The 25784-nt window shown below is 68.1% G+C and carries 26 protein-coding genes, 2 tRNA genes and 1 riboswitch; of the genes, 7 read left to right on the top strand and 21 right to left on the bottom strand.

Annotated features, from left to right (window positions below; genetic code table 11):
- Positions 1-8: 8 nt before the first annotated feature.
- Positions 9-1016: a helix-turn-helix transcriptional regulator gene (locus G369_RS35455; RefSeq protein ID WP_019652962.1), complete on the bottom strand. Its 1008-nt coding sequence runs from the start codon at positions 1014-1016 to the stop codon at positions 9-11.
- 105 nt (positions 1017-1121) lie between these two features.
- Between G369_RS35455 and G369_RS0105400 the strand changes: the two genes are divergently transcribed.
- The gene (locus tag G369_RS0105400; protein WP_019652961.1) at positions 1122-1526 is read left to right on the top strand and encodes a GFA family protein; all 405 of its coding nucleotides are present in this window, start codon (positions 1122-1124) and stop codon (positions 1524-1526) included.
- Between the two features lie 32 nt (positions 1527-1558).
- Here the strand turns inward: G369_RS0105400 and G369_RS0105395 are convergent, their stop codons facing one another.
- A complete protein-coding gene (locus G369_RS0105395) occupies positions 1559-2452 on the bottom strand; it encodes a CsgG/HfaB family protein (protein WP_019652960.1) in 894 nt (297 codons plus the stop codon).
- Positions 2453-2916: 464 nt separating this feature from the next.
- Between G369_RS0105395 and G369_RS0105390 the strand changes: the two genes are divergently transcribed.
- Entirely contained in the window at positions 2917-3135 is a 219-nt protein-coding gene (locus G369_RS0105390; protein WP_019652959.1) for a hypothetical protein, read from the top strand.
- Positions 3136-3149: 14 nt separating this feature from the next.
- Here the strand turns inward: G369_RS0105390 and G369_RS0105385 are convergent, their stop codons facing one another.
- Complete coding sequence (locus tag G369_RS0105385) at positions 3150-3551, bottom strand: GreA/GreB family elongation factor (protein WP_026346213.1); 402 nt, start codon at positions 3549-3551, stop codon at positions 3150-3152.
- A 337-nt stretch (positions 3552-3888) separates the two neighbouring features.
- Here G369_RS0105385 and G369_RS0105380 point away from each other — a divergent pair, with 337 nt between their 5' ends.
- Positions 3889-4206, top strand: a complete 318-nt coding sequence (locus tag G369_RS0105380; RefSeq protein ID WP_019652957.1) for a YnfA family protein — start codon at positions 3889-3891, stop codon at positions 4204-4206.
- A gap of 10 nt (positions 4207-4216) precedes the next feature.
- Here the strand turns inward: G369_RS0105380 and G369_RS0105375 are convergent, their stop codons facing one another.
- The 8 genes from G369_RS0105375 to G369_RS0105340 all read right to left on the bottom strand — a co-directional run bounded on the left by G369_RS0105375 (position 4217) and on the right by G369_RS0105340 (position 10799).
- Positions 4217-5077 carry an AraC family transcriptional regulator gene (locus G369_RS0105375; protein WP_019652956.1) on the bottom strand — a complete coding sequence of 287 codons (861 nt, stop codon included), beginning with the start codon at positions 5075-5077 and terminating at the stop codon, positions 4217-4219.
- Positions 5078-5213: 136 nt separating this feature from the next.
- Positions 5214-5289, bottom strand: a tRNA-Asn gene (locus G369_RS0105370).
- A 164-nt stretch (positions 5290-5453) separates the two neighbouring features.
- Positions 5454-5529: transfer RNA gene (locus G369_RS0105365), tRNA-Asn, on the bottom strand.
- 49 nt (positions 5530-5578) lie between these two features.
- A complete protein-coding gene (locus G369_RS0105360; RefSeq protein WP_019652955.1) occupies positions 5579-7738 on the bottom strand; it encodes a TonB-dependent siderophore receptor in 2160 nt (719 codons plus the stop codon).
- Positions 7739-7743: 5 nt separating this feature from the next.
- Complete coding sequence (gene thiE / locus G369_RS0105355; protein ID WP_019652954.1) at positions 7744-8679, bottom strand: thiamine phosphate synthase; 936 nt, start codon at positions 8677-8679, stop codon at positions 7744-7746.
- Entirely contained in the window at positions 8676-9488 is an 813-nt protein-coding gene (locus tag G369_RS0105350) for a thiazole synthase (protein ID WP_019652953.1), read from the bottom strand. The genes thiE and G369_RS0105350 overlap by 4 nt, the downstream gene beginning before the upstream one ends.
- 19 nt (positions 9489-9507) lie before the next feature.
- Positions 9508-9711 carry a sulfur carrier protein ThiS gene (thiS, locus tag G369_RS0105345; RefSeq protein WP_019652952.1) on the bottom strand — a complete coding sequence of 68 codons (204 nt, stop codon included), beginning with the start codon at positions 9709-9711 and terminating at the stop codon, positions 9508-9510.
- The gene (locus G369_RS0105340) at positions 9708-10799 is read right to left on the bottom strand and encodes an FAD-dependent oxidoreductase (protein WP_019652951.1); all 1092 of its coding nucleotides are present in this window, start codon (positions 10797-10799) and stop codon (positions 9708-9710) included. Before G369_RS0105340 ends, thiS begins: the two co-directional genes overlap by 4 nt.
- 35 nt (positions 10800-10834) lie before the next feature.
- On the opposite strand from G369_RS0105340, the gene thiD reads away from it, so the two are divergent.
- The gene (gene thiD, locus G369_RS0105335) at positions 10835-11695 is read left to right on the top strand and encodes a bifunctional hydroxymethylpyrimidine kinase/phosphomethylpyrimidine kinase (RefSeq protein ID WP_019652950.1); all 861 of its coding nucleotides are present in this window, start codon (positions 10835-10837) and stop codon (positions 11693-11695) included.
- Here thiD and G369_RS0105330 read toward each other — a convergent pair.
- Positions 11640-12986: a purine-cytosine permease family protein gene (locus G369_RS0105330; protein ID WP_019652949.1), complete on the bottom strand. Its 1347-nt coding sequence runs from the start codon at positions 12984-12986 to the stop codon at positions 11640-11642. The genes thiD and G369_RS0105330 overlap by 56 nt on opposite strands.
- Positions 12987-13062: 76 nt before the next feature.
- Positions 13063-13163, bottom strand: a riboswitch (TPP riboswitch).
- Between the two features lie 203 nt (positions 13164-13366).
- Between G369_RS0105330 and G369_RS0105325 the strand changes: the two genes are divergently transcribed.
- Positions 13367-15259 (top strand): adenylate/guanylate cyclase domain-containing protein, encoded by a 1893-nt coding sequence (locus G369_RS0105325; RefSeq protein WP_019652948.1) that lies wholly within the window; start codon positions 13367-13369, stop codon positions 15257-15259.
- Here G369_RS0105325 and G369_RS0105320 read toward each other — a convergent pair.
- Positions 15246-15989 (bottom strand): TetR/AcrR family transcriptional regulator, encoded by a 744-nt coding sequence (locus G369_RS0105320; protein WP_038114078.1) that lies wholly within the window; start codon positions 15987-15989, stop codon positions 15246-15248. The two genes, G369_RS0105325 and G369_RS0105320, sit on opposite strands and share 14 nt — an antisense overlap.
- 112 nt (positions 15990-16101) lie before the next feature.
- Between G369_RS0105320 and G369_RS0105315 the strand changes: the two genes are divergently transcribed.
- Positions 16102-17409, top strand: a complete 1308-nt coding sequence (locus G369_RS0105315) for an aspartate aminotransferase family protein (RefSeq protein WP_019652946.1) — start codon at positions 16102-16104, stop codon at positions 17407-17409.
- On the opposite strand, the gene G369_RS0105310 is transcribed toward G369_RS0105315, so the two are convergent.
- From G369_RS0105310 to G369_RS0105280, 7 genes are all read right to left on the bottom strand, one after another.
- Positions 17410-18489: an NAD(P)/FAD-dependent oxidoreductase gene (locus G369_RS0105310; RefSeq protein WP_019652945.1), complete on the bottom strand. Its 1080-nt coding sequence runs from the start codon at positions 18487-18489 to the stop codon at positions 17410-17412.
- The gene (gene fdxA / locus G369_RS0105305) at positions 18447-18776 is read right to left on the bottom strand and encodes a ferredoxin FdxA (protein WP_019652944.1); all 330 of its coding nucleotides are present in this window, start codon (positions 18774-18776) and stop codon (positions 18447-18449) included. Before fdxA ends, G369_RS0105310 begins: the two co-directional genes overlap by 43 nt.
- A 44-nt stretch (positions 18777-18820) precedes the next feature.
- Positions 18821-20161 (bottom strand): sulfate adenylyltransferase subunit 1, encoded by a 1341-nt coding sequence (locus G369_RS0105300; protein WP_019652943.1) that lies wholly within the window; start codon positions 20159-20161, stop codon positions 18821-18823.
- A 115-nt stretch (positions 20162-20276) separates the two neighbouring features.
- Positions 20277-21218, bottom strand: coding sequence for a sulfate adenylyltransferase subunit CysD (gene cysD, locus G369_RS0105295; protein ID WP_019652942.1), 942 nt, complete (start codon positions 21216-21218; stop codon positions 20277-20279).
- Between the two features lie 46 nt (positions 21219-21264).
- Positions 21265-21885: a phosphoadenosine phosphosulfate reductase domain-containing protein gene (locus G369_RS0105290; RefSeq protein WP_019652941.1), complete on the bottom strand. Its 621-nt coding sequence runs from the start codon at positions 21883-21885 to the stop codon at positions 21265-21267.
- A gap of 10 nt (positions 21886-21895) precedes the next feature.
- Positions 21896-22300, bottom strand: coding sequence for a DUF934 domain-containing protein (locus tag G369_RS0105285; RefSeq protein WP_019652940.1), 405 nt, complete (start codon positions 22298-22300; stop codon positions 21896-21898).
- Positions 22297-24102: a nitrite/sulfite reductase gene (locus tag G369_RS0105280; protein ID WP_019652939.1), complete on the bottom strand. Its 1806-nt coding sequence runs from the start codon at positions 24100-24102 to the stop codon at positions 22297-22299. The genes G369_RS0105285 and G369_RS0105280 overlap by 4 nt, the downstream gene beginning before the upstream one ends.
- A gap of 303 nt (positions 24103-24405) precedes the next feature.
- Here G369_RS0105280 and G369_RS35450 point away from each other — a divergent pair, with 303 nt between their 5' ends.
- Positions 24406-24963: a DUF3237 domain-containing protein gene (locus G369_RS35450; protein ID WP_019652938.1), complete on the top strand. Its 558-nt coding sequence runs from the start codon at positions 24406-24408 to the stop codon at positions 24961-24963.
- On the opposite strand, the gene G369_RS0105270 is transcribed toward G369_RS35450, so the two are convergent.
- Positions 24960-25778, bottom strand: a complete 819-nt coding sequence (locus G369_RS0105270) for a M55 family metallopeptidase (protein WP_019652937.1) — start codon at positions 25776-25778, stop codon at positions 24960-24962. The two genes, G369_RS35450 and G369_RS0105270, sit on opposite strands and share 4 nt — an antisense overlap.
- Positions 25779-25784 lie beyond the last annotated feature (6 nt).

Raw genomic sequence — 25784 nt, 5'->3', positions numbered from 1 at the left:
TGCCCATCCTATATACGGGGGAGGCGGCCTACCGCTTTCGGTGGCCTATGGGATGGGCGGGATGCACGGGACGCCGCCTTGCCCAGCCGCCCGGCCACGAGCGAAAGGTGCGCGACCAGCTCCGGCGGTGACTCGACCTCGAAATCGTGCGGCATGCAGCCGAGCCAGACGGCCAGCGCGTCGAGCGAATTGGCCGCGGTGGCGATGCGCGTGGAACCCTCGCCGACGGCATGCGGCGTTCCGCCGACCCAGGCGAGATAGGGCTCCAGCGCCTTGATGGGCGCGTGGACCACGATCTGCGCATGGTGCAGGTAGGGCGACACCTTCAGCGCATGCTCCATGTAGGCAGCCACGTCGCCATGAGGCAGCCGGCGCGGGGTGAAGCGCTCGCCGGTCGGCACGGGCTCGACGATGCGGTCGAGCCGGAAGGTGCGCCAGTCCTCGCGCGCCACGTCCCAGGCCAGCAGATACCAGCGCGTGCCGGTCTGCACCACGCGATGAGGCTGCACGGTGCGCTCGGTCGGGGCGTCGTGGTGGTCGCGGTAGCCGAAGCGCAACTCCAGCCGCTCCGTGCAGGCCTCGGCAAGCAATGACACGGCCTTCAGGCGCACAGGCGACTTGTCCTGCATCACCGGCACCACCGATGCGCGGACGCTGTCGAGCCGGCGGCGCAGGCGCGGCGGCATCAGCTGTTCGAGCTTGGCCAGCGCGCGCATCGAGGCGTTCCCGATGTCTGCCGAGGCGCCTGCGGGGTTGCCCAGGCCGAGGGCGACCGCGATGGCTTCCTCGTCTTCCAGCAGCAGCGGCGGCATCGCTGTACCCGCACCCAGCCGATAGCCGCCGGCCACGCCCGAGGTCGAGTCGACCGTGTAGCCCAGGCTGCGCAGGCGGTCTACGTCGCGGCGCAGCGTGCGCTCGGTGATCTCGAGCCGGGCGGCAAGGTCGGCGCCCGTCCAGGAGCGTTGCGCCTGGAAAAGGGAAAGAAGCCGGATCAGGCGTGCGGTGGCAGACAGCATGCGCACATCATGCCTGCAATCGAGGACAGGAACTGTCCGCAATGGGGCGTAGCCTCGGGTCTTCGCTCAACAGCCTCCGCAGCGAGGAAAACAGGAACACAGACCATGAAGAAGACGTACAACGGCAGCTGCCATTGCGGCAAGGTCCGCTTCCAGGCCCTGATCGATCTGGCCGAAGGCACGGGCAAGTGCAACTGCTCGATCTGCACCAAGACCCGCGCATGGGGCGCGATCGTGAAGCCGGACGCCTTCACGCTGCTGTCGGGGCAGGAGGAGCTGTCGCTGTACCAGTTCAACTCGCACAGCACCGAGTGGCTGTTCTGCCGGAACTGCGGCGTGCGCTCGTTCGGGCGCGGCAATGTGCCCCAGATCGGCGGCGCCTACGTGAGCGTGGCGGTGAACTGCCTGGACGACGTGACGCTGGAGGAACTGTCGACGGCGCCCGTCCGGTACATGGACGGGCGCAACAACAACTGGTTCGAGGCGCCGGCCGAGACGCGCTACCTCTGAGCGAGGCGGGCCGGCCGGCGGGGCATTGCCTCTTACTTGCGGCGGCGTGCCGGGGCCTTCTCCGACGGCACGTAGGTCTGCGACGGTGCCGCGCCGCCATCCACACCCAGCCGGCCGCCGCCGCCTAGGCCCTGGCCGCGCACGGTCTGCGCCTTGTAGTTGCGCAGCGAGCGGACCATCTGGTTGAAGGCGTCCATGAAGGCCGCGGCGATCACCTTGCCCTGCGGCGTGCGGGTGTAGCCGCCGATGCCGCCGGCAGCGGAGAGGCCGCCCAAGCCTGCGAAGCCCGCGAAGTCGGTCTTCGACGCGCTGCCTTCCGAGGCCGCGACCTGCACGCCCGAGCGGTTGTCGATCAGCGTCAACAGCGCGCTGGCTTCGCGGGTCTGGAGGCTCGCGCCGAGGTTGGCGATGGCGCGGCCGCGGCCGCCACCCACCAGCCCGCCGAGCGCGCCGCCGATGCCGCCGGCATCGCTGTTGCTGAACACGATCTCAGGCGACAGGCCGTAGTCGGAGGCGACCATCTGGCCGCGGCCGAAGTTGCTGCCGCCGCGCATTTCGCCCGACTGCTGCAGTGCGCGTTCGCGCGTCATGGCGTTCATGCCGGCGGCGCTGCGCTCGACCACCACGAAGCAGTTCGATTGCTGCACCAGCAGGCGCAGCAGGTTGGCCGTGGGCGGCAGCTTGTATTCGCCGGTGAGGATGGTGTACCAGCCCGCGTTCACGTTCTCGATCAGCGAGATCGTGCCCAGCGGCGAATCGCAGCGCTCGAGCTGGCTGCTTTCACCGGAGGTCGCGCTGCCTGCTGCGCTGCCGGTGGCCACGGTCTTGGCCGACTGGCTGCCCATTTGCATGTCCATGGTCTGGCAGCCCGAAAGGGCCAGCAGGCCGGCGAGTGCGCTTGCGAGAGAGAGTTTAGAAAAAGCCATGTCCCGATCTGTCAAGTGAAAAGAATGCGGCGCCCGTTGCGGACGTCACTTGTCAAGATCGAAGATGGATCTGCCTTGGCCTGTATGACCTCCCGATTCGACGCGCCGCCGGCGACCGCGCGACGATACGACCCGTGAATCCGGCACGCCAGTGCCGAAAGTCATGTGCATGCACGCGGTGCGGCCGAGTGGTTTCCACCGCGCGGGTGGTGCATCGGCCGGAGCCCGAAGTGGGGAGGTGCGGGCTGCGGCAGCCCATGTCCTCGATCGCCCTGGGCCGCGGCGTCGGCCGGCGCACTGCACCGGGGGACGGGCGGGTAGGGCGCGGCGATTCTATTACTTTGGATACTTCCTGGAACACGCTGCAACCAGGCACGAGTCCGTACCCGCAGCCTGCGAGCGACCGGACAGCGAACGCGCTGTCTCGAAAGTTACAGTCGCTCCTTCACTTCCAGGAGTTTCAGATGGCGACCAAGAAGAACATCGTTGGAGAAGCGGCTGCGGAACTGACCCGCCAGCAGGTGCAGCAGGCGCTGGCCATCGCGGGCGCTTCGAACTTCAACAGTCCCGCCGATCCTGCTTTCGTCGGCGCCGTCCTGGTCGCTTTGGCGATCAACACGAGCTCCGTGAGTGCGACCATCGACAGCGCCAAGGACCGCACCAGCGCAGTCATCAAGCACTGAGCGAAAGCCCCGCTTCAGCGCGTGAAGTCCCCGCTGGCTTCCGGCTGGAAGAGCACCGCCGACACGCGCGCGGAGCGCTCCACCCCGTTGGGCATGCGCCAGCAGGCGAGCGTGCCGGCCTTCACGCCCAGCAGGCCGATGCCGACCGGCGACAGCACCGAAACGAAGCCTGCACCGGGCTGCGAGTCGCCCGGATAGCACAGCGTGATCTGCTGGCGCTGGCCCGTGGCCGGGTCTTCGATCTCGACCTGCGAATTCATCGTCACAAGATTGGCCGGGACTTCGCGCGAGGGCAGCACGTCCGCCGCGTCGAGCAGTTCGGCGAGCGCCGGTGGAAGTTGTTGATCGGCGAGTTTGCCCAGGCGGACGAAGTCGAGTTCGGTGAGCGTGCGCTCTCCGTGAATGGTTGCAAGCATGAAGCACTCCAATCGAGTGCGGCGCCGTCAATGAGGAATGAAATGAACGGCGTCGCGGCCGCGCGGCGGGTGCCCGGCGGTCAATGGTTCGCGCATCAGAAGGAAGGGTAGCGGACCGCCGGGCTCAGGAAAGTGCGCAGGTGCGTCGGTAGACGGCCATGGTCGCCGTGGTCGCGACATCGCCGACGCGCGCTGCATCGAGTGCAGCGTGCTTGCGGGAGTCGAACGAAAGACGGGCCATTCGCGCGAGTGTAGGGATGCCTCCCGGGCCCATCAAGCAATGGCCCCGCGTTCGTTGCCGGTAAGCGCGCTGCGAGCCGCGCCTCACAATCCATGCATGCGGACCTTTCTTCTCTACGTCGCGACGGCGCTCGCGGAAATCGTCGGCTGCTATCTGCCTTATCTCTGGCTCAAGCAGGACCGCTCCGTATGGCTGCTGGTGCCCGCTGCGATCAGCCTCGCCCTGTTCGCATGGCTGCTCACACTGCACGAGACGGCCGCCGGGCGTGTCTATGCCGCGTATGGGGGCGTATACATCGGCGTGGCGATCGCCTGGCTCTGGGCGGTGGATGGCGTGAGGCCGACGACGTGGGACGTGGCCGGCGTGGCGGTGTGCCTCGCGGGCATGGGGCTCATTGCTTTCCAGCCGCGCTAGCTGTGCTGTTTCAAGCCGCAATCGCGCGGCGGATCGGGATCAGCAGGTCGGTGCGCAGTTCGGACGGCGAAACCTGCCGCGGCGAATTCAGGTAGTGCTCCAGCGTGGGCCTGTCGTCGGGCTCGTAGCCGCTGGAGGGCAGCCAGCGGATGTAGAGGGCGCGCACGGCGGCGTTGATCTGCGAGTACGGCCCGGCCAGGCGATGCGCCGCGTAGCAGCCGCCGGGAATGTCGAGCATCTCCACGTCGGCGGCGTCGGGCCAGGGATCGGGGGAATCCACTGCGGCGTAGTAGCTGTAGCCGATGCCGCTCTCGGGATCGCCGAAGGAAGCGCCCCAGCGGTCCGAAATGCGTGCGGAGCCTGCATGCAGGCGCAGCCGCCGATGCGTATGGGGAATGGTGGAGAACGGCCCCTGGTGCCGCAGTGCATGAAGTCGTCTCGTGGGGTGCTCGACGATCCGCACGGCCGGCGCGGCGATGCCTTCATCCGGCTGCGGCAATGCATCGACATCGAGGATCGCCCGCACCACCTTCTGCTGGAACGAACGCGGCGACTGTCCCGTGAACTGCCCGAAGGCCCGCGTGAAGGCCTGTGGGCTCTCGTAGCCCACTGCCAGCGCGACCTGGGTGATGCTCTGGTCGCCGGCTTCCAGCAGCCGTGTCGCGAGCGCGAGCCGCACGCGCCGCACGGTGGCGGCAACCGTTTCGCCGGCCACGCTCGCGTAGACGCGATGGAAGTGGAAGGGCGAGAAATGCGCGAGCCGCGCGAGATCTTCGAGCCGGTGCTCGGCCATTGGATCGGCCACGATGGCTGCGACGGCGCGCGCGACGCGGGCGCGGTAGTCCTGCTCGATGCGGCGGCTGCTTTCCATGCGCGCGAGTGTGCGCCCTGCGCGTGAAGGGCGCTTGGCCGGCTTTGCGCAGATCGCAGTGAAGCAGGCTGGCCCAAAGAAAAAGCCCGCTGTCCGGAAAGACAGCGGGCTCTTCAGAGGCCTTGCGGCTTGATGGTGGCTCCTCGACCTGGGCTCGAACCAGGGACCTACGGATTAACAGTCCGGCGCTCTACCGACTGAGCTATCGAGGAACAGCCTTAAATTATATGCAATGGATTTGCCGATCTTGGCTCTTCGACTGCATTTTTTGCATCGATGCGACGATTGCCTGCGACAAACACCGCGCACCACTTCAAATGAAATGCCCCGCTACCTTGTGAGTAGCGGGGCATCCAGAGGCCTTGCGGCTTGATGGTGGCTCCTCGACCTGGGCTCGAACCAGGGACCTACGGATTAACAGTCCGGCGCTCTACCGACTGAGCTATCGAGGAACAAGCCTTAGATTATAGCGTCATTTTTCGCGACTTTTAGGCCGCGCGCTCAAAGCGCAACACTCAGCCCCAGGCGCAGCGTGCGCGGCGCGCCTGGGAACAGGTAGACATGCCCGAACTGGTAGGGCGATTCCTTCCAGTAGCGGCGATCGAACAGGTTGTCGACCGACAGCGTCCAACTCGCGTTCGCGCCGCGCAGCTTGGTGTCGTAGCGCAACACGGCATCGACGCGCGTCCACGAGGGCAGGGTGACCGAGCCGTCGGGCAGCACGTTGCGGCGGCCTTCGTACGAAAGCTGTCCGGCCACTTCGAGGCCCGGCACCGACGCGAAGCGATACGCGGTCTGCGCGCGCAGCACCTGCTTGGGCACGTTGGTGGGTGACTGCCCGTTGAGCGCCGGATCGGCAGTGCTGCCGCGCCGCTTGGCGTCGATCAACGTCACGCTGCCGCCGACGCGCCACGGCCCCTGGTTCCACTGCGCGCCGGCTTCGAGGCCGCGATGCACCGCCTTGCCGTCGTTGCGCACTTCGCACAGGCCGGTGCACAGGTCGATGTTGGTCAGAGGCCGCGAGATGTCGAACCAGGCGAGCCGCCAATCGAAGGCATCGTTGCCGCCCTTGAGGCCCAGCTCCCACTGCCTTGAGCGAAGTGCCGGCAAGGCCTGCCCCGCGTTGCTGTATTGCGAGATCCTGTTCGGCACCACCTGCGATTCGACACCGCGCCCCCAGCTCGCGTAGGCCAGGAGCCCCGGCTGGATGGCGTAGCTCGCCGCGATCCACGGCGTGGTCACGTCCTGCTTGTAGCCGGTCGGGTTCGATCCGTCGTTGCCGATGCTGCTGCGGTCGAGCCGCGTGTGGCGCGCGCCGAGCCAGGTGGTGAAGCGGTCGTTCCAGCGGATCGCGTCCTGCACCGAGAACTCGGTCGATCGTTCGTCGCGATTGGTCTGCGGCGTGGTGGCATCCGGCGCCGGCGGCACGATGGCCGTGCCCCAGATGTTGCCGGTGCCCGCGTAGTTGTAGGCCTGGTTGTCGAAGCGGTTGCGCACGCGGCTTTGCAGCAGGCCGAAGCCGAGTTCGTGCCGCACGCTGCCCGTCGTCACGTTGCCCTTGAGGTTGATGCTGCCGGCCGTCAGCGTGCGGCGCTCGTTGTCGCTGCGGAAATCGTAGAAGTCGAAGGTGCCGTCGGAGCAGTAGCGGTCGTAGTTGCCTTCGGCGCCGCAGCCGAAGGCGTAGGCGAGTCGGTCGTCGCTCTTCAGGCGCTGCTGGCCGATCTGCGCGCTCCAGCGCCAGTCGGCATTCAGCGCCTGACTAAAGCGCACCGTGCCCGTCAGCGCCTTGAACACCGAGGGCTGCGACCACGGCTGGTTGTTGAGGTTGATGCGCGGATCCACCGGCGCGGGCAGCACGCTGCCCAGCAGGCTGTAGCCGTTCTGGCTGGGCTGCGTCTTGCGGCTTTGCTCGATCTCGAACTCCAGCACCGAGTCGCGCGTGATGCGCCAGTCGGCCGCGAGCGAGAACAGGTTGCGGTTGCCGTCGAGGTTGTGCGTCAGCGGCTTGAGGTTCTCGCTCGCCACGTTGATGCGGTAGCCGAACTGCCGGTTCTCGCCGAAGCGCCCGCCGAGGTCGATGGCGCCAAGCAGGCTGCCACGGCTCGTGGTCTCGATGCGCACCGTGCGCAGGTCCTGTTCGGTGGGGCGCTTCACGACGTAGTTGACCAGTCCGCCCGGCGCGCTGGTGCCCGCCTGTATGCCGCTGGTGCCGCGCAGGATCTCGATGCGCTCCTTGTTGTCGAGCGGGATCGATGTCTCGGCGCTGATCGGCAGGCCCTCGCGCCGATAGTTGAAGCGGTTGTCGAGCACGAAGCCACGCACCGTGAGGTAGTCCCAGTAGCCCGCGGAGTTGTAGGCGTCGGTGACCGAGGCGTCGAACTGCGTGAGATCTGCGAGCCGGCGCGCGCCTCTGGCCTGCAGCTGCTGGCTGTCGATCACCGTGGCCGAGATCGGCAGTTCGCGCAGCGGCACGTCGCCGAAGCCGCTCACGTCGGCCTGAGGCGCCGCCGTGCCTTCGCTGACGGTGATCTCGGGCAGCGCCGATTGCTGCTGCGCATGCGCTGAACATGCCGCCGCGAAGAGCAGGGCTGCCAGCGCACGAGAAACGGGAGACAGCCGATGCCGGCTGGAAGAATCGAAGGGAAGCTCGGTCTTTTTCATTCTGTTCATTCGCCTGCGGCGGCATCGATGGCCGCGATCCACTGCGCGGCCGTGGCTTCCGGGTCGTCGGCCGCGACAAGCGCGCGCACCACGGCGACGGAGCCCACGCCGGTGGCCAGCACCTCCGGCAGCCGCACCGCATCGATGCCGCCGATGCCGACCTGCGGATAGCCGCGCAGCAGTCGCGCATAGGCGTCCAGCCGCGCCACGCCCTGCGGAGCGGTCGCCATCTTCTTGAGCGTGGTCGGGTACACCGCGCCCATGGCGATGTAGCTCGGACTCACCTTGTCGGCGCGCACCATCTCCGCATAGCCGTGCGTGCTGACACCCAGCCGCAGGCCCGATGCGCGCAGCTGGCCGAGGTCTTCGGCCGATAGCGCGTCGAGATCCTCCTGGCCCAGGTGGATGCCATAGGCGCCTGCTGCGATGGCCACCCGCCAGTGGTCGTTGATGAAGAGCAGGGCGCCCGTGCCTTGCACCGCGTCGACGGCCGCCTGCACCTCGCGTTCGACGGCGTCGCCGTCGTCCGACTTGAAGCGCAGCTGCACGGTGGGCACGCCCGCGCGCGCCATGCGGCCGACCCATCGGGCATCGGGCAGCACGGCATAGAGGCCGAGCCGCGCGGGGCACGGCGGAAACGCGTCGTCGCGAGCGGTGGGCGGAAAGGGGCGCATGCCGAAGTCTTCCGGCGCATCGGGCCACAGCGCCGCGTCGAAGCTGCTCAGGCGCTGCGTCTGCGCGCGCCAGGCGTGGGCCAGGCATTCGGCGTCGATCTCGATGAAGCCGAGCGCGGAGCACGCGCGCTTGGCGCCGCGGTAGACAGGATCGTCGGAAGAGAAGTTGGGCGCGCTCACCGGCGCCGACGTGATCGCGCCGAAGCGCAACCCGTGCGCCGCGACGATGGCCTGCGCGATGGCGCCGGAGTCGAATGGGGTGCTCATGATTCGTGATGCCAGAAAGGCGTGCCGAGCACGGGCGTGCTGGGTTGCGCGGCCTCCTGAGCGGCCATGGCGCCGGCGCGATGTGCGCTGCGGCCGGCCTGCACCGCGTCGGCGAAGGCGCCAGCCATCGCGACCGGGTCCTGCGCCAGCGCGACGGCGGTGTTCAGCAGTACGCCGTCGTATCCCCACTCCATCACCTGGCAGGCGTGCGAAGGCAGGCCCAGCCCCGCGTCCACCAGCATCGGCACCTTGAGGCGGTCGCGCAGCACCTGCAGCGCGTAGGGGTTGACCGGCCCGCGGCCGGTGCCGATGGGCGCGGCCCACGGCATCACCGCCTGGCAGCCGACGTCGACCAACCGCTGGCACAGCACCAGGTCCTCGGTGCAGTAGGGCAGCACCTTGAAGCCTTCGCGAATCAGCTGCGAGGCCGCGTCGACCAGGTTCAGCGTGTCGGGCTGCAGCGTGTAGTCGTCGCCGATCAGCTCCAGCTTGATCCACGGCGTGTCGAACAGCTCGCGCGCCATCTGCGCGGTGGCGATCACCTCCTGCACGCTGTGGCAGCCGGCGGTATTCGGCAGCACCGGCACCGCGAGCTTGCGCAGCAACTCCCAGAAGCCGTTGCCCAGTTCGCTGTTGCCCGAGCCCTGGCTGGCGGTCTGCCGCCGCAGCGAGGCGGTCAGCATCGCGGGCTTCGCGCGCTTCACGGCAGCCTCGAGCAGATCGGGCGAGGGGTAGCGTGCGGTGCCCAGCAGCAGGCGGCTGTGGAAGGTCTCTCCGTAGAGCACCAGGGGATCGTTCGTGGTCGTCATTTGCGTTGTCTCCATCAAATCAGCCGCCCGTCACGGGGCGGATCACCTCGACGCGGTCTTCGTGGTTCAGCGCGCGTGTCGCGTAGGCCGAGCGGGGCACGAATTCGCGGTTCACGGCCACGGCGAAGGGCGGCGTGGCCTCCAGCGCGGCCAGCGCGTCGGCCAGCTTCGCTTCGTCGGGCAGCGTGAAGGGCTTGTCGTTGATCAGGATGTTCATCGTCATGTGTCCTGGGTCTGCATGCCGAAGCGCTTGGCCAGTGGCGAGTGGCCAAGCGTCAGCACTTCCAATGCGGCATCGAGCATCGCGGGCGCGATCATGAAGCCGTGGCGGTAAAGGCCGTTGATCTGCAGCACGCGCGGCTGCGGCAGGCGCAGGGCAGGGAGGTTGTCGGGCAGCGTCGGCCGGCATTGCGTCGCGATCTCTACGATGCGCGCCTCGGCGAAGCCGCTGTGCACCGCATACGCGGCGCTGAGCAGTTCGAGCGTGGAGCGCACGCTGGCGGGCGACATGTCGTCCGACTCGATCTCCGTCGCGCCGATCACGAACAGCTTGCCCGGCTTGGGCGCGATGTAGAGCGGGTAGCGCGGATGCACGAGGCGTGTGGGCCGCTGCAGGCTCACTTCGGGGGCATGCACGCGGATCACCTCGCCGCGCACGCCGCGCAGGGCATTCCACTGCGGACGGGCACCGAGGCCGCGGCAGTCGATCACCCAGTCGGGCTGGCCGGCAGCACCGGGTGTGAAGTCCGAGGGCGCACGCGGCGATTGCCAATGCAGCGTGACGCGAGGGCTGGCCTCAAGCGTGGCGAGCAGCGAAGCGAGCAGCGCGCGGTTGTCGAGCTGCCCTTCGCCCGGAAGGAACAGGCCCTGCGCGAAGCGCTGGCCCAGCGAAGGCTCCAGCGTGGCGATCGCGCGGGCATCGACGGATTGCATCGGCGCCAGCTCGGGTACCTGCGCGCCGGTGTTCGCGAGCACGCGGGCGAGGCGGGTGGCCTCCGTGGCATCCTGCCGGTGCCAGAGCACCAGCGTGCCTTCGCGCTGGAAGAACACGGGCTGCACGAGCGGCGCGAGCAACTCCGGCCAGCGCGACAGCGCGTGCTGCCCCATGCGCACCACCGAGACCGGCGCCACCGCCGACTCCGCCAGCGGCGCGAGCATCGCGGCGGCCACGCGCGCGGCGGCGCCTTCGGCGTCGGCGCTGCCAGCCTCGAACACGTCGACCTTGCAGCCGGACCGCGCGAGCGTCACCGCCATCAGCCGGCCCATGAGGCCTGCACCGAGGATGGCGACGGAGTTGAAAGGAAGGCTCATGCCGGGGCTCCTTCGCGTCGCGGATAATTTTCGGCATGACCCAAGGCACCAACCAAGAGCCCGCACAGCGCTACGCACGCGTGCTTTCCATCGCCGGTTCCGACAGCGGCGGCGGCGCCGGCATCCAGGCCGATCTCAAGACCTTCGCTGCGCTGGGCTGCTACGGCATGACGGCCATCACCGCGCTCACCGCGCAGAACACGCTGGGCGTCTCGGGCATCCACGGCGTGCCGCCCGACTTCCTCAAGGCGCAGATCCAGGCCGTGGTCGAAGACATCGGCGTCGACGCCGTCAAGCTCGGCATGCTGCATGCGCCAGAGGTGGTCGAAGTGGTGGCGTGGGCCATCGACCGCTACCAGCTGAAGAACGTGGTGCTCGACCCGGTGATGGTCGCCACCAGCGGCGACCGCCTGATCGCGGCGGAAACCGTGCAGGTGCTGGTGCGCGAGTTGTTCCCGCGCGCGATCGTCGTCACGCCCAATCTCGACGAGGCCGCCTTGCTGATCGGCCATGCCATCGACGGCGTGGATGCGCTCGACGGCGCGGCGGACGAACTCCTGGCGCTCGGGGCGAAGGCCGTGCTGCTCAAGGGCGGCCATCTGCCGGGCAACGAAGTGGTCGACGTGCTGCTGCAGGGCGGTGGCGAACGCCGGCGGCTGGCCTCCGGCCGCATCGAAAGCCGCAACCTGCACGGCACCGGATGCACGCTGTCGTCCGCCATCGCGGCGCACCTGGCATTGGGCGCCACGCTGCCCGATGCGGTGGAACGCGCGCGCGCCTACATCCTCGGCGCGATGGCCGCGGGTGCGGGCGTGAAGATCGGCGCAGGCCATGGCCCCCTCAACCACGGCTTTGCGCCAGTGCCGACGCACCGGCTGCCGTTGAAGGCCGGCTGAGCCAGGCCAGCACGAAGGTCGCGGCCAGCGTCGGAAGCGCGGAGCCTAGCTGCGGCCCCCACTTGGCGAGCGCGTGATAGGCGGCGATGCCCGCGATCCAGATCAGCGCCGCGACCAGGTCGACCTTGCGCTGCGTACCTTGCGGCGAGACCGTCTCGCCGCTGCCGAGCCGGCCGATGATCACGCCGTACAGCGGCACGAACACCGAACTCAGCATCAGCAGGAAGGGCTCCAGGGTGTGTATCGGCAGCACCAGCGCCAGCGCGATGCACAGGGCGGCCAGCAGCAGGCCCCAGCGCTTCACGCTCCAGCGCGGCAGCAGGCTGTGCGTGGAGACCGAGCCCGAGTAGACGTCGCCGTACGCGTTGTCGAGCTCGTCGATCAGGATCAGCCCCAGCGCCACCAGCCCGCCCTGCGCCAGCAGCAGCGCGGTGACGAGGCCCGTGCCCGGTTCTGCCACGCTCACCACCATCACACCCAGCGCGTAGCACCAGATGTTCGCGACCGCATAGCCGATCCACGTGCCGCCGAACGCACCGCCCAGGCCGCCCGTGCTGCGCTTGCCGTGCCGCGCATAGTCGGCCACCAGCGGCAGCCATGACACCGGCATCGCGATCACCAGGTCGAGCGCGCCGAACATGCCCATTGTTCCGTCACCCGGGCGAGCCCAGAATGCATCCAGGCCCTTGGCCTGCAGCTGCGTCGCGAACTGCCAGCTGAGCCACAACAGCGACAGCACCACCAGCGGCAGCCCGAAGCGGCTCACGAAGCGCCGCACCAGCTTCACCATCGAGCCCGCGAGCAGCGCCAGCAGCACCGCGCCCCACAGCAGCGTCGTCAGCACGCCGCCCCAGAAGGAGCCGATCGCAGGGCCGACCACCGTTTGGCCGATGGCCTGCGTGCCTTCGCGCATCACGACGAGTTCGAAGGTGGTCCAGCCCACCAGCTGCACGATGTTGAGCAGCACCGGCAGCCGCGCGAAGGCGCTGCCGTAGGTCGCGTGCATCAGGCCGGCGCTTGCAAGGCCGCTCTGGCAGCCCAGCCGGGCGGTCCAGGCCAGCAGGCCCGCTCCGATGCAGGAGCCGAGCACGATCGCGATCGCCGCGTCGCGCGTGCCCACGGCCGGCACGAGGTACGCGCCGATCTGCGTCACCAGCAGCCCGACGCCGAGGCTGAACCACAGCGATGCATGGTCGTGCCAGCCGAACACGCGCTGCGAGACGGGCAGGGGAGTCAGCGCTTCGTTGGAGACGGCGGCGCCGCCGGCGCTGTCGTTGTTGTCTTGTGCCATCCGTTTGCTCCAGTGCAAAAGGTTTGGCAGGTGGGCGAGGCCCCGGCGACGCGGCTGTCACGCGAGAAGGCGTGAGAGGTCACCGGACCAGCTTCCCTGCGCGAGGATTACCTCAATCAGGTTCAAAGGGACTTTCTCAGCCGGTCGGCAAGCCGCCCAGCACCCCTAGCAAGTGCGCCCCGGGCAACCCGCGACGCGAGCCGGATTTTATCCGCTGCCAGGAAGCCGCGACGGCGGGCGTGCCTTTGCGGCGGGAAAACCCTTGGGCTGCGGGCGGGCGGCGCGAGAATCGCCGCCGGCAGGAAAAGCAGCCGCAGAACAAAAGAAACCGGAACACGCGCCGATAAGCGTGAAGCAAGAGAAAAAGGAGAGGAACTTGCATGGCAGATGACGACTTCAAGGGCACCCGCCTGCGTCGCTTCAGGGTCGACGTGGGCACCATCATCTGCGCGGTGGCGCTGGTGCAGTCGCTGCTGCTGGTGGCCTTCGGCTATTGGGCGGCAGAGAAGCTGGTGTCGAGGGTGGGCACCGCGGCACACAAGATCAACCACGACCGGGTCGAGGACAACGTGCTGGCCTTCCTCGCGAAGACCGAGGCGGCGATCCGCGCGATCGCCGATTCGCCGAGCGTCCATGTCTGCGGCGAGGACGGCGAGCAGACCGCCGAGATGCTCTGGACCCTGCTCGAGCAGACGCCGGAGATCGACAGCATCAACGTGGCCACCGATCACGGCCATGTGCTGATGGCGGTGCGCTACCCGGTGCCGGCCATCCGCCAGGTGCTGCGCGGCGACGGATTCAGCACCGAGACCTGGCACTACAAGAGCTCGCCCGATCTGGAAGGCGGCGATGCGAAGCAGCGCTTCGCGACGACTTCGATCTCGGCCTACCGCAGCGACTTCGATCCCGAGAAACGCACCTGGTATCTGGAGGCCATGAAGGCGAAGGGCCCAGTATGGACCCAGCCTTTTCTGATGAGCGATGCAAAGGAACTCGCCATCGGCCATGCGCGGCCAGCGGGGCGCGTCGACGACGAAGGCCACAAGCGCGGGCTCGTGGTCGATGCCAACGTGTCGCTGGGCCATCTGTCGAGGCTGATGCGCATATCCGGCGCGCTGGGCAGCGGCGAGAGCGCGCTGCTGAGTGCCGATCACCACGTGATCGCGCGCAGCAACGACCCCGAGCCGGTACGCAAGCTGGAGTCGCCCGACAGCGGCGTGCTTGGAACCATCCACGCGCACATGCTCGCGGCCAGCACTGCGGGCGGCGCTGACGACATGGCTTTCTCCATCGAGCACGAGGGGCGCCGCTACCTCGTGCAGACCTCGCACCTGCCGCACACCCGCTGGCAACTGGTGAGCTGGGAACCCGAGGACCTGCTGCTCGGGAGCCTGCATCGCTCGGTGCTCTGGTCGCTGCTTCTGACGGTCGGCTTCCTGGCGCTCTCGCTCTTCATCTCGCTGCGGCTGTCGAAGCTGGTGACCGGGCCGATCGAGAACCTCTCGCGTGTCGCACGCCGAATCGGGCGGCTGGAGCTGGACAACCTGCCGATCGAACCCAGCCGGGTGCTGGAGATCCAGCATCTCAACCAGGCGCTGGACGAGTCGGCGCGCAGCCTCAAGGCCTTCAGCAAGTTCGTGCCGGTGGACATCATCCGGCAGCTGGTCGCCGAAGGGCACGCACTAGGGCCGAGCGGGTCGCCACGCCGCATCACCGCGATGTTCACCGACGTCGAGGGCTTCACCAGCATCTCCGAGTCGATGCCGGCCGATCTGCTCGTGCGGCAGCTCACCGAGTACTTCAACCTTGCCGCGGGCATCTTCGCGCGGCACGGCGGCGTGATCGACAAGTTCATGGGCGACGGCATCATGGTGCTGTGGGGAGCTCCCAACGAACTCGAGGACGCGGAGTACCGCGCCTGCGTGGCGGCCATCGAGCTTTGTGCCGCGATGGATGCGCTCAACGAGAAGTGGCGTGCCGAAGGGCTGCAGGAGTTCCGCACGCGCGTGGGCATCCATACGGGCCACGTGATCGCGGGCGTGCTCGGCTCGAGCGACCGCCTGTCATACACCGCCATCGGCGACGCGATCAACGCAGCGAGCCGGATCGAGGGCGCCAACAAGGAGCTCGGCACCTGCATGCTGATCTCCGAGGCCACCTTCCAGGGACTGCGAGGCCGCCTCGCCACCCGCCGCATCGAGGAACTCGCCCAGCTGCGGGGCCGCCAGACGCGGATGGTGCTCTACGAACTGCTGGGGCCTACGCCGACCTGAGCCTTCGCGCGAAGGCATCCAGCCCGTCGACGGTGATCTGGATATGCCGCTCGAAGCTGCTGTCCAACGGCACTGTCGTGCCGTTGTCCCAGCGCAGGATGAAGGCCTTGTTGGCCAGTTGCGCGAGGTTGCGCGTGAGCACCGGGTGGTCGAGCGGGCGGATCGTGTGCACGCGCTCGCGCAGCTCCTCGGCCCAGGCCTGGGTGTTGTCGGCGGGCAGGGGCGAGAACTCCATCGTCAGGAAGCCCAGCATCGCGGCGACCACGCAGTTGTAGGCCTCCAGCAGCGATTCGTCCTCGAAGCCGGCATCGGCCAGCGTGGCCAGGATGCCTTCGACCAGCTCCATCGGCAGGCTGCCGTTGGACACCAGCTGCGCGCCCAGCAGCTGCGCCACGTTCGGATGGCGCCGCACGGCGGCACGGCAGCGGCGGAAGAGTTCGGCGATCCAGTCCTTCCAGCCGAGCCTGCCCGGCGGCGGCGCGACCTCGGCCATGACCAGCGCCGCCACCTCGGCCAGCAGCGCCTCGCGCGTGCTCACATGCCAGTGCACCGTGGCCGGGTAGACGTCGAGCCGGGCCGCCACTTCGCGCATGCTGAAGGCGCCAAGGCCGAATTCGTCGATCTGCGCCAGCGCTTCCTCGGCGATGCGCTGCTTCGTCAGGCCGCCGCCACCGGCGGGGCGACCGGCCGTACGGGGTTTCCGGGCCTTGGGGGGCGAATTCTTCGTCATGGTTGCGGCCATTGTGCGGCAGCCGGGTTGACTGTATAAACAAATTAAATTGAGCATTGATCAATAAATCGCGCTGCATGCGACGGGCGCACCACTCCTGAAGGACATCGCCATGGCCCACGCCGACATCGACCAGGCCCTTGCGGCCGCGCACCGCCGCTTCAACGAGGCCAACCCCGCCAGCCTGCGCCAGTTCGAGGAGCAGGCGCGCTACATGCCCGGCGCCAACAGCCGCTCGGTGCTGTTCTATGCGCCCTTCCCGCTGACCATCGCCAGGGGCGAGGGCGCGACGCTCTGGGACGCCGATGGCCATCGCTATGCCGACTTCATCGCCGAGTACACGGCCGGCGTCTACGGGCACTCGGCCCCAGAGATCCGCGAGGCCGTCGCCGAAGCCATGAAGGGCGGCATCAACCTCACCGGCCACAACCTGCTCGAAGGCCGGCTTGCCAGGCTCATCTGCGAGCGCTTTCCGCAGATCGAGCAATTGCGCTTCACCAACTCCGGCACCGAGGCGAACCTGATGGCGGTGACGGCGGCGCTGCACTTCACGGGGCGGCGCAAGATCGTCGTGTTCTCGGGCGGCTACCACGGCGGGGTGCTGGGCTTCGGCGCCAAGCCGCTGCCGACCACCGTGCCCTTCGACTTCCTGGTGCTGCCCTACAACGACGAGCAGACCGCGCGCGAGCAGATCGGCAAGCACGGCCCCGAGATCGCCGCTGTCCTGCTGGAGCCGATGCAGGGCGCGAGCGGCTGCATCCCGGGCCGGCTGGAGTTCCTGCAGGCGCTGCGCGAATCGGCCACCCGAGTGGGAGCGCTGCTGATCTTCGACGAGGTGATGACTTCTCGCCTCGCGCCGCACGGCCTGGCGAACAAACTGGGCATCCGCTGCGACCTGACCACGCTGGGCAAGTACATCGGCGGCGGCATGTCCTTCGGCGCCTTCGGCGGACGTGCCGACGTGATGGCGTTGTTCGATCCACGCACCGGGTCGCTGGCCCACTCGGGCACCTTCAACAACAACGTGCTGACGATGGCGGCCGGCCACGCCGGGCTCACGAAGCTGTTCACGCCCGAGGCGGCAGGCGCGTTGGCAGACAGGGGCGATGCGATGCGCAAGCGGCTCAATGCGCTGTGTGCCGGCGAGGGCGTGGCGATGCAGTTCACCGGCATCGGCTCGCTGATGAACGCGCATTTCGTGGGCGGCGAGGTACGCAGCACCGACGACCTTGCGCCCGTCGACGCGCGTCTGCGCCAGCTGCTTTTCTTCCATCTGCTGAGCGAGGGCATCTACACCTCGCCGCGCGGCTTCGTGGTGCTGTCGCTGCCGCTGAGCGACGTGGACATCGACCGCTACGTGGCCGCCATCGGCAGCTTCGTCGGCGAATACCGGGCGCTGCTGCCCGATGCTGCGAACTAGCTAGCGGGAACCGGCCACGCCCAGCAGCTCATGCAGGCGGGTGCTGGTGGTCGTGTACTGCAGCGGCACGGCCTTGCCTGGGAACACGATGGCGGTTGCGCCCCAGGCGGCCAGCGTTGCCTCGTGGAAGCCGCAGACGATGAGCTTCTTCTTGCCCGGGTAGGTGTTGATGTCGCCCACCGCGAACACGCCGCGCTCGCGGGTTTCGTACTTCTCGGTGTCGACCGGCACCTGCTTGCGCTCCAGCTCCAGGCCCCAGTCGGCGATGGGGCCGAGGCGCGGCGAGATGCCGAGGCAGGCGACCAGCGCGTCCAGCGGCAGGTCCAGCGTGGTCGCGTCAGGCGTGGTGATCCGGAGCTGCCTGCCGTCGAAGGCGGCGGGCTGGCCGACCTTGAAAGCCAGCTTGCCCGCGGCCACGAGGGCGCGCATGGTCGCGACGGTCGCTTCCTCGGCCTGGAAACCATCGCGCCGGTGCACCAGCGTGACCTGCTTCGCGATGGTCGTGAGCGCGATGGCGGTTTCGAGCGTGACGTCGTCTCCGCCGTTGACCACGACCGTCTGCCCGGCGAAGCGATCCAGCGAATCGGGGTGATAGAAGAGCGAGGAACCCTCGAATTGCGCAATGCCCTCGACCGCGATGCGCTTGGGCACGAAGGCGCCGACACCGGCCGCGATGAACACGGTTTTGGCAAGGAATGCCTTGCCCGCCGAGGTGGTCAGCAGCAGCCGCCCATCGGCCTCGCGCGCCAGGGTGGAGACCTGCTCGCCGAAGTGGAATTGCGGCTTGAAAGGCGCCACCTGCTGCAGCAGCGACTGCGCCAGGTCGCGCCCGCTGGTCACGGGCGTGCCGGGAATGTCGTAGATGGGCTTGTCGCCATACAGCGCCACGCACTGGCCGCCGGCGGCGGGCAGTGCATCGACGATATGGCAGGAGATTTCGAGAAGGCCCAGCTGGAAGGCCTGGAACAGCCCCACGGGGCCGGCGCCGACGATCAGCGCGTCGGTCTCGATGGGAGCGGCGATGGCGGCCGGCTGGTTCAGCGGATCAGCTCCCCGAGCTTGTCCGTCTTGTCCTTCCACTCCTCGGCCTCAGGCAGGGCGGGCTTGCGCTTGGTGATGCTCTTCCAGCCGTCGGCCTGGGCCAGCTCGGCGTTGATCTTGATGAAGGCGATCTGGTTGGCCGGCAGGTCTTCCTCGGCGTAGATCGCGTTGACCGGGCATTCAGGGATGCAGACCGCGCAGTCGATGCATTCGTCCGGGTCGATCACCAGCATGTTGGGACCTTCGCGGAAACAGTCGACGGGGCAAACGTCCACGCAGTCGGTGTATTTGCAACGGATGCAGGCTTCGGAGACGACGTGGGTCATTTGTTCTCTGGCGTCAGTGGTGAGGTCGGGGAAAACCCGTGATTTTAGGCCTTTGCGGCGGAGGGCTGCACGAGAACGGCAGCGGCGGTCTTGTGGGAGGCCGTATCGACCAGCACGAGGGAGCCCAGCGCACGTGATTGCGTGAAGGGCAGCACGGCCAGCGGCTGCTGCAGCGAGAGCATCACGTCGCCGATGGCGTTGGCTTCAAGCTGCGTCGCGGCTTCCGACTCGAGCGTGGTGATGTTCACGCGGTCGACGATGCGCGCCACCTTGGCCTTCACCCAGCGGTGGCCCTGCAGCGCCCAGTAGACGCGGCCCGCGACCAGCGGCTCGTCGTCGAGCCAGGCCACGGTGGCGGTGATCTCGCGCACCGGCTCGAAGGCGCCGGGCGCCAGCAGCCAGTCGCCGCGCGACACGTCGACCTCGCGGTCGAGCACGATGCCGGCGCTGTGGCCCGCATGCACCGCCTTCGGCTGGCGCGTGTGGCTCAGCACCTGGGCGACGGTGGCGGTCTGGTTGCTCGGCAGCACGGTCACGCGCTGGCCCGGCTCCACGTGGCCCGAGGCGACGCGGCCCCAGAACACGCGGCGGCCCTGCGAGGTGTCGGCCGACGACGAGAACTTCTCGACCCACTGCACCGGGAAGGCGAAGGGCACGGCCTCGTCCTGCGCGGTCACCGGCAGGTCTTCCAGCAGTTCGAGCAGGCTGGGGCCTTCGTAGCCGACCCAGTCGGGATGGCGCGTGGCCACGTTCCAGCCCTTGAGCGCGGAGATCGGCACGATGGCCGTCACCTGCACGCCCGCCGCTTCGGCGAAGGCGTTCAGCGCGGTCGAGATGCGTTCGAAGGCCAGGCCGGCGTCGGCGATGGCGTCGAGCTTGTTGACTGCGAACACGATCGACTGCACGCGCAGCAGGTGGCACAGGAGCGTGTGGCGGCGCGTCTGCGGCAGCAGCTCGCGCTTGACCACGGTGCCGTCCTCCACCTCGGCGGCCCAGGCCAGCTTGGTCGCATCGACCAGCACCACGGCGGCGTCGGCGGCGGAGGCGGCCGTGACCATGTTGCGCGTGTACTGCTCATGGCCCGGCGCGTCGCCGATGATGAACTTGCGCTTTGCGGTCGAGAAGTAGCGGTATGCCACGTCGATGGTGATGCCCTGTTCGCGCTCGGCCGAGAGGCCGTCCGTCAGCAGGGCCAGGTCGGTCTCGCCGCCGCGCTGCACGCCGGCGAGCTGGTCCTGCAGCACGGTCTTGCTGTCGACCAGCAGGCGGCCGATGAGCGTGCTCTTGCCGTCGTCTACCGAGCCGCAGGTGATGAAGCGCAGGGCGGTGCCGGTGTCGCCGTGAATTTCGGCGGGCGAGGCGTTTGAAATGACAGCAGCGTTCATTGAGTGATTCTCCAATTCGTGGAACACCGCGGAACCGGCTCTGCCGGGCCGCTGGTGTTGCCCCCTGCGAGGGGGTGGGCGTAGCGACACGAAGTGCGCGAAGCCTGGGGGTGGGTCAGAAGTACCCGTCTTTCTTGCGTTTTTCCATCGAAGCTTCGGACGTCATGTCGTCCATCCGCGTGGCACCGCGCTCGCTCACGTCGACCGACAGCGTCTCGAGCACCACGTCGCTCGCATCGGCTGCCAGGCTTTCCACCGGGCAGGTGGTGGTGATGTCGCCCACGGTGCGGAAGCGCACGTCGCGCACCTGCACCGTCTCGCCGTCGCGCGCCGGGGTCAGCCCGGTCACGGGCACCAGCAGGCCGCGGCGCTCCACCACTTCGCGCTTGTGCGTGTAGTAGATCGAGGGCAGGCCGACTTCCTCGCGGGCGATGTACTGCCACACGTCGAGCTCGGTCCAGTTCGAGATCGGGAACACGCGGAAATGCTCGCCCGGCGCGAGGCGGGTGTTGAACAGCGTCCAGAGCTCCGGGCGCTGGTCCTTGGGCTGCCACTGGCCGAAGCTGTCGCGGTGCGAAAAGATGCGCTCCTTGGCGCGCGCCTTCTCCTCGTCGCGGCGGGCGCCGCCGATCAGCGCGTCGAAGCGGAATTCCTCGATCGCCTCCAGCAGCGTCACCGACTGGTGCGCGTTGCGCGACTCGCCCGGATGTGCCAGCCGCACGGTGCCGCGCTTCATCGAGTCCTCCACGCTGCGCACGATCAGCTCCGCGCCCAGTTCCTTCGCACGGCGGTCGCGGTACTCCGTCACCTCGGGGAAGTTGTGGCCGGTGTCGATCATCAAGAGCGGATAGGGAATGCGGCCGACGCCGAAAGCCTTCTCCGCGCACTTCAGCAGCACCAGCGAATCCTTGCCGCCCGAGAACAGCAGGGTGGGGCGCTCGAAGGCGGCCGCCACTTCGCGCAGGATGAAGATGGTTTCTTCCTCCAGCGCATCGAGGTGCGTGTTGGACAGGTGTGCCGCCGGCAGCAGCAGTTCGGTTTCGGTTCGGGCGTTCATCGGAGGATGGGGTGCTGGATGCGGTAGGTCGATGCGGGGCGGGCGCTCAGTGCGCGAGGTGCAGCCCGCACTCGCGGTTGTCTTCGCCCTTGGTCGGGTCGACGTAGTCGAAGTTGTTGGGCAGGCCGTGCTTTACGCAGTACTCGTGCAGATCCTTGGACGACCAGTGCAGCAGCGGCGCGACCTTGATCAGGCCGTCGGGGTTGATGCTGACCGGGTCCATCTGCGCACGCACGGCCGTGTCGGTGGCTCGCAGCGCGGTGAACCAGACCTTCGGCGCCGTCTCGCGCAGCGCGCGCGCGAAGGGCTCCAGCTTCACCTCTTCGGTGAAGGCGGCGTGGCGCGGGTCGTCCAGCGCGGGCGTGGGGCCTTCCACTGCCTCGCGATGGGCGCGCGAGCGGCGCGGCAGGTAGATGTGCAGGTCCAGGCCCAGTTGCTTCGTCACCTCGTCGGCAAAGCGGTAGGTGGCCTCGGTGTTGTAGCCGTTGTCCATCCACACCACCGGCACGTCGCGCTTCACCTGCGTGACCAGGTGCAGGATCACCGCCTCGAAGGGGCGGAAGTTGGTGGTGACGATGGCCGGCTGGCCCAGGCCGAGCGCCCAGTCCACCAGGCCCTGGGCGTTGCGGCCCAGCTCGGCGTTGATGCGGTCGATGTCGATGCTCATGTCGATGCCTTCACGCGCTCTCGGTAGCCGCCGCGAAGTGCGGAACGGTCTGCACCGCATCGCCCTGGTAGAAGGCGGCGAAGCGGTCGAACTGGCGCTGCGCGTCGGAGGCGTCCACGCCTTCCTTGAGCACCGCGCTCGAGAAACCGGTGCGCTCCATCTGCACGAGCTGGTCGATCAGCACGTCGCCCGTGGCGCGGATGTCGCCGGTAAAGCCCAGGCGGCGGCGCAGCAGGAAGGCCTGGCTGTAGGCGCGGCCATCGGTGAACTTCGGGAAGTGCAGGTCGATGCGCTCGATGTCGGCCAGGCACACCTCGATGGCGAGCGGGTCGGCGTCGTTGGGCAACTGCAGCACCTTCGGGTCGCCGTCGTCGACGTGTTCTTCCGCCGAGAGGATGTTCAGGGTTTTTTTCATGCTGCTTCCTCCACCTTGAAACGTGCACCGTTGGCGGCGGCCTTGAACGGGTCGTGGCCGACGCGGCGCAGCGTGTCGATGAAGTTCTCGCCGTTCTCACGGGTATCGCGGTAGGTGTTGAGCACGGCCTCGATCACGCCGGGCACTTCTGCCGCCGAGAACGAGGGGCCCACCACCTTGCCGGCCTGCGGCGTGCCGCTGAGCGCAGAGCCGTCGGAGCCGCCGAGGGTGACCTGGTACCACTCCTTGCCGTCCTTGTCGACGCCGAGGATGCCGATGTGGCCGCTGTGGTGGTGGCCGCACGAATTGATGCAGCCGCTGATGTGCAGGTCGATCTCGCCCAGGTCGTCGAGTTCGTCGAGGTCCTGGTAGCGCTCGGTGATGGCTTCGGCGACCGGAATGGAGCGTGCGTTGGCCAGTGCGCAGAAGTCGCCGCCGGGGCAGGCGATCATGTCCGTCAGCAGGTGCACGTTGGCGCTGGCGAAGCCGGCCGCGCGGGCGGCGAGCCACAGCGCGTGCAGGTCTTCGGCATGCACCCAGGGCAGCAGCACGTTCTGGTCGTGCGTCACGCGGGCTTCGCCGGCCGAGAAGCGGTCTGCCAGTTCGGCGATGGTGTCGAGCTGATCGGCCGATGCGTCGCCAGGGGCCTGCTTCAGGCGCTTGAACGACAGCGTCACGGCGCGCAGGGCCGGGTTCTTGTGCGGCGCCACGTTGCGCGCCAGCCAGCGGGCGAACTGCACGTCGTCGGCGGCGTGGTGGCGCAGCTCGGCGTCGGTCTTCTCGGCGCTCTGCAGCACGCGGGTGGCGAGCGCGGGCGGCACGAACGATGCGGCCACGCGGTCGTACTCTTCCTGCGTGATGGTGTGCGGCGCGCCGTCGTGCTCGAGGATCTGCTTGTACTCGGCCTCGACGTCGTCGATGTAGCGCTGGCCCTCGGCCTTCACCAGGATCTTGATGCGCGCCTTGTAGATGTTGTCGCGGCGGCCGTAGCGGTTGTAGACGCGGATCACGGCCTCGAGGTAGTTCATGATCTGCTGCCACGGCAGGAACTCGCGCAGCACCGTGCCCACGATGGGCGTGCGGCCCATGCCGCCGCCCACCTGCACACGGAAGCCCACAGCGCCAGGGGCGATGTTTTGTGATGCGTCGCCGGCTTCGTGTTTCACCACGTGCAGGCCCACGTCGTGCCAGCCGGTGGCGGCGCGGTCCTCGGTGGCGCCGGTGATGGCGATCTTGAACTTGCGCGGCAGGAACGCGAATTCGGGGTGCAGCGTGCTCCACTGGCGCATGATTTCCGCGAACGGGCGCGGATCTGCGACCTCGTCGACGGCGATGCCGGCGCGCTCGTCGCTGGTGATGTTGCGGATGCAGTTGCCGCTGGTCTGGATGCCGTGCATGTCGACCGAGGCCAGCAGGTCCATCACGTCGGCCGACTTGGCCAGCGGAATCCAGTTGTACTGGACGTTCTGGCGAGTCGTGAAGTGAGCGTAGTGGGTGGGGAGCTTCTGGCTGCCGAGCAGGCCTTGCGTCTCGATGGCCTTCTTGTAGACCTCCGCCTCGGGCTCGTCGTACTCGCGGGCGATGCGGGCCAGCACGCGCAGCTGGCGGCTCGACAGTTCGCCGTAGGGCACGGCCACGCGCAGCATCGGCGCGTAGCGCTGCACATACCAGCCGTTTTGCAGGCGCAGGGGGCGGAACTCGTCTTCGGCGAGCTTGCCTTTCTGCCAGCGCTCGAGCTGGTCGCGGAATTGGGCAGCCCGCTGGTGGACGAACTGGCGGTCGAATTCTGTGTATTGGTACATCGTGCGTGTGTCTTGAGGAAGTGCGGTGCCGCGCATGGAACGGGGCACCCCAGCAAGAAGGCGCGATTGTCCGAGCGCTCCTTATGGAACCAAACTATTTTTTGGTTCGCGCTTTATGCGGATAAGCTTATTCGCCAGTATCCATGCGGGTTTCCGGGCGGTTTGATGCTTATTCCGGATAAGGCCGCAATGCTGGCTTCGCCACTCCGAGGCAATGAACGCAGTCCGGGTAAGTCCTGACGCGCCTGCCGACCGGCCGCAGTGAAATGGTTATCTTAAATAACCAGATTGGCTGGAAACGCAATGACTGCTTCGACCTCGCGCCGCGGCGCGCTCCTTGCCGGGTTCGCAACCGTGGCCGCTTTCTCCAATGCCAATGCGGCCGATGCGCCGCCGGCTGCCATCGCCACGCCGACCAGCGAACGCTTCCCGGTCGTGCTGCCCCGCACCGAATTCGTCTATGAGGCCATCGTCGACATCGCGCCGCCGATGACGCTGGGCGCCTCGCCCTTCGGGGAGCGCTTCATGGTGCCGATCACGGGCGGCTCGTTCGAGGGGCCGGGCCTGCGCGGCACGGTGCTGGCCGGCGGGGCCGACCGCCAGTTGCTGCGCCGTGACGGCGCGAAGAACCTCGATGCCGTCTACGAGCTCAAGACCGACGACGGCGTGGTGATCTCGGTGCGCAACACGGTGCTGTCGCGCAATCCAAGGAACGGGCCGCGCTACGCGTTCTCGACGCTGCAGATCATTGCGCCCGAGGGCAAGTACGGCTGGCTCAACGACTTCGTCTACGTGGGCACGCTCGATCCGCTGCGGCCGCAGCGCGAGGCCGTGGTTATCCGTGTCTACAAGGTGGTCTAGCGCAGCATCGACGACATCGCCGAGCAGCAGTTCAGCATGCGCACGGCCGCTTCCACCGTCGGGGCGGTGAAGCGGAGGGTGACGCCGTCCACGCGCTCGAAGCTCGGCCACTGGCAGAAGAGATCGGCCAGTGCAGAGGTCTGGGCGCGCAGCGTCACCGACTGCGGTCCTTCGAAGACGAGCGGCTTGGCCTTCGCGCGGGCCGCCAATGCTTCTTCCACGCCCGCACGGATTGCCCGGCGCGACTGCTCGGGCGAGAGCGACACGCCACTGGTGCAGCCCGTGGCCTTCTTCGTCTCCACGAAGGTCGCGTGCGGGAAGAGCGGGCGGTTCTCGGCGATGAAAACGTCGTCGCCGCTGGCCATCACCACCGGCACGCCGTATTCGCCGGCCAGCGCGCCGTAGAGGCCGGCCTCGCCCAGTTCCTCGCCGCCGAGCGAGATGCCCGCGAACGCGAAGCTGTTGATCGTGTGGGCGAGGATGCCGCGCCCCTGGGCGCGCGAGTGGTAGCCGACCATGCAGACGGCGTCCACGCCTTCTTCCACGCCCGCCACCATGCTCAGGTAGCGCGGCTTGCCCTGGATCACGCGGGCGCGCGAATCGAGCAGGTCGGGCGGCATGTTGCGAAAGCCCCCGTGCGAATCGTTCACCAGCACCTCGGTGGCGCCCGCGTCGAAGGCGCCGGCGATCGCCGCGTTGGCCTCTTGCGTCATCAGCAGCCGGGCACGCTCGTACTCCGGGTTGCCCGCGCGGACCTGCTCGGAGTGATAGACGCCGGCGACGCCTTCGATGTCGGTGGAGATCAGGACTTTCATTGGGCG

Origin of the sequence: Variovorax atrisoli 110B, assembly GCF_000382045.1 — a bacterium.
GTDB classification, from domain to species: Bacteria; Pseudomonadota; Gammaproteobacteria; order Burkholderiales; family Burkholderiaceae_C; genus Variovorax; species Variovorax atrisoli.
This window is presented reverse-complemented; position numbering and strand designations above follow the sequence as displayed.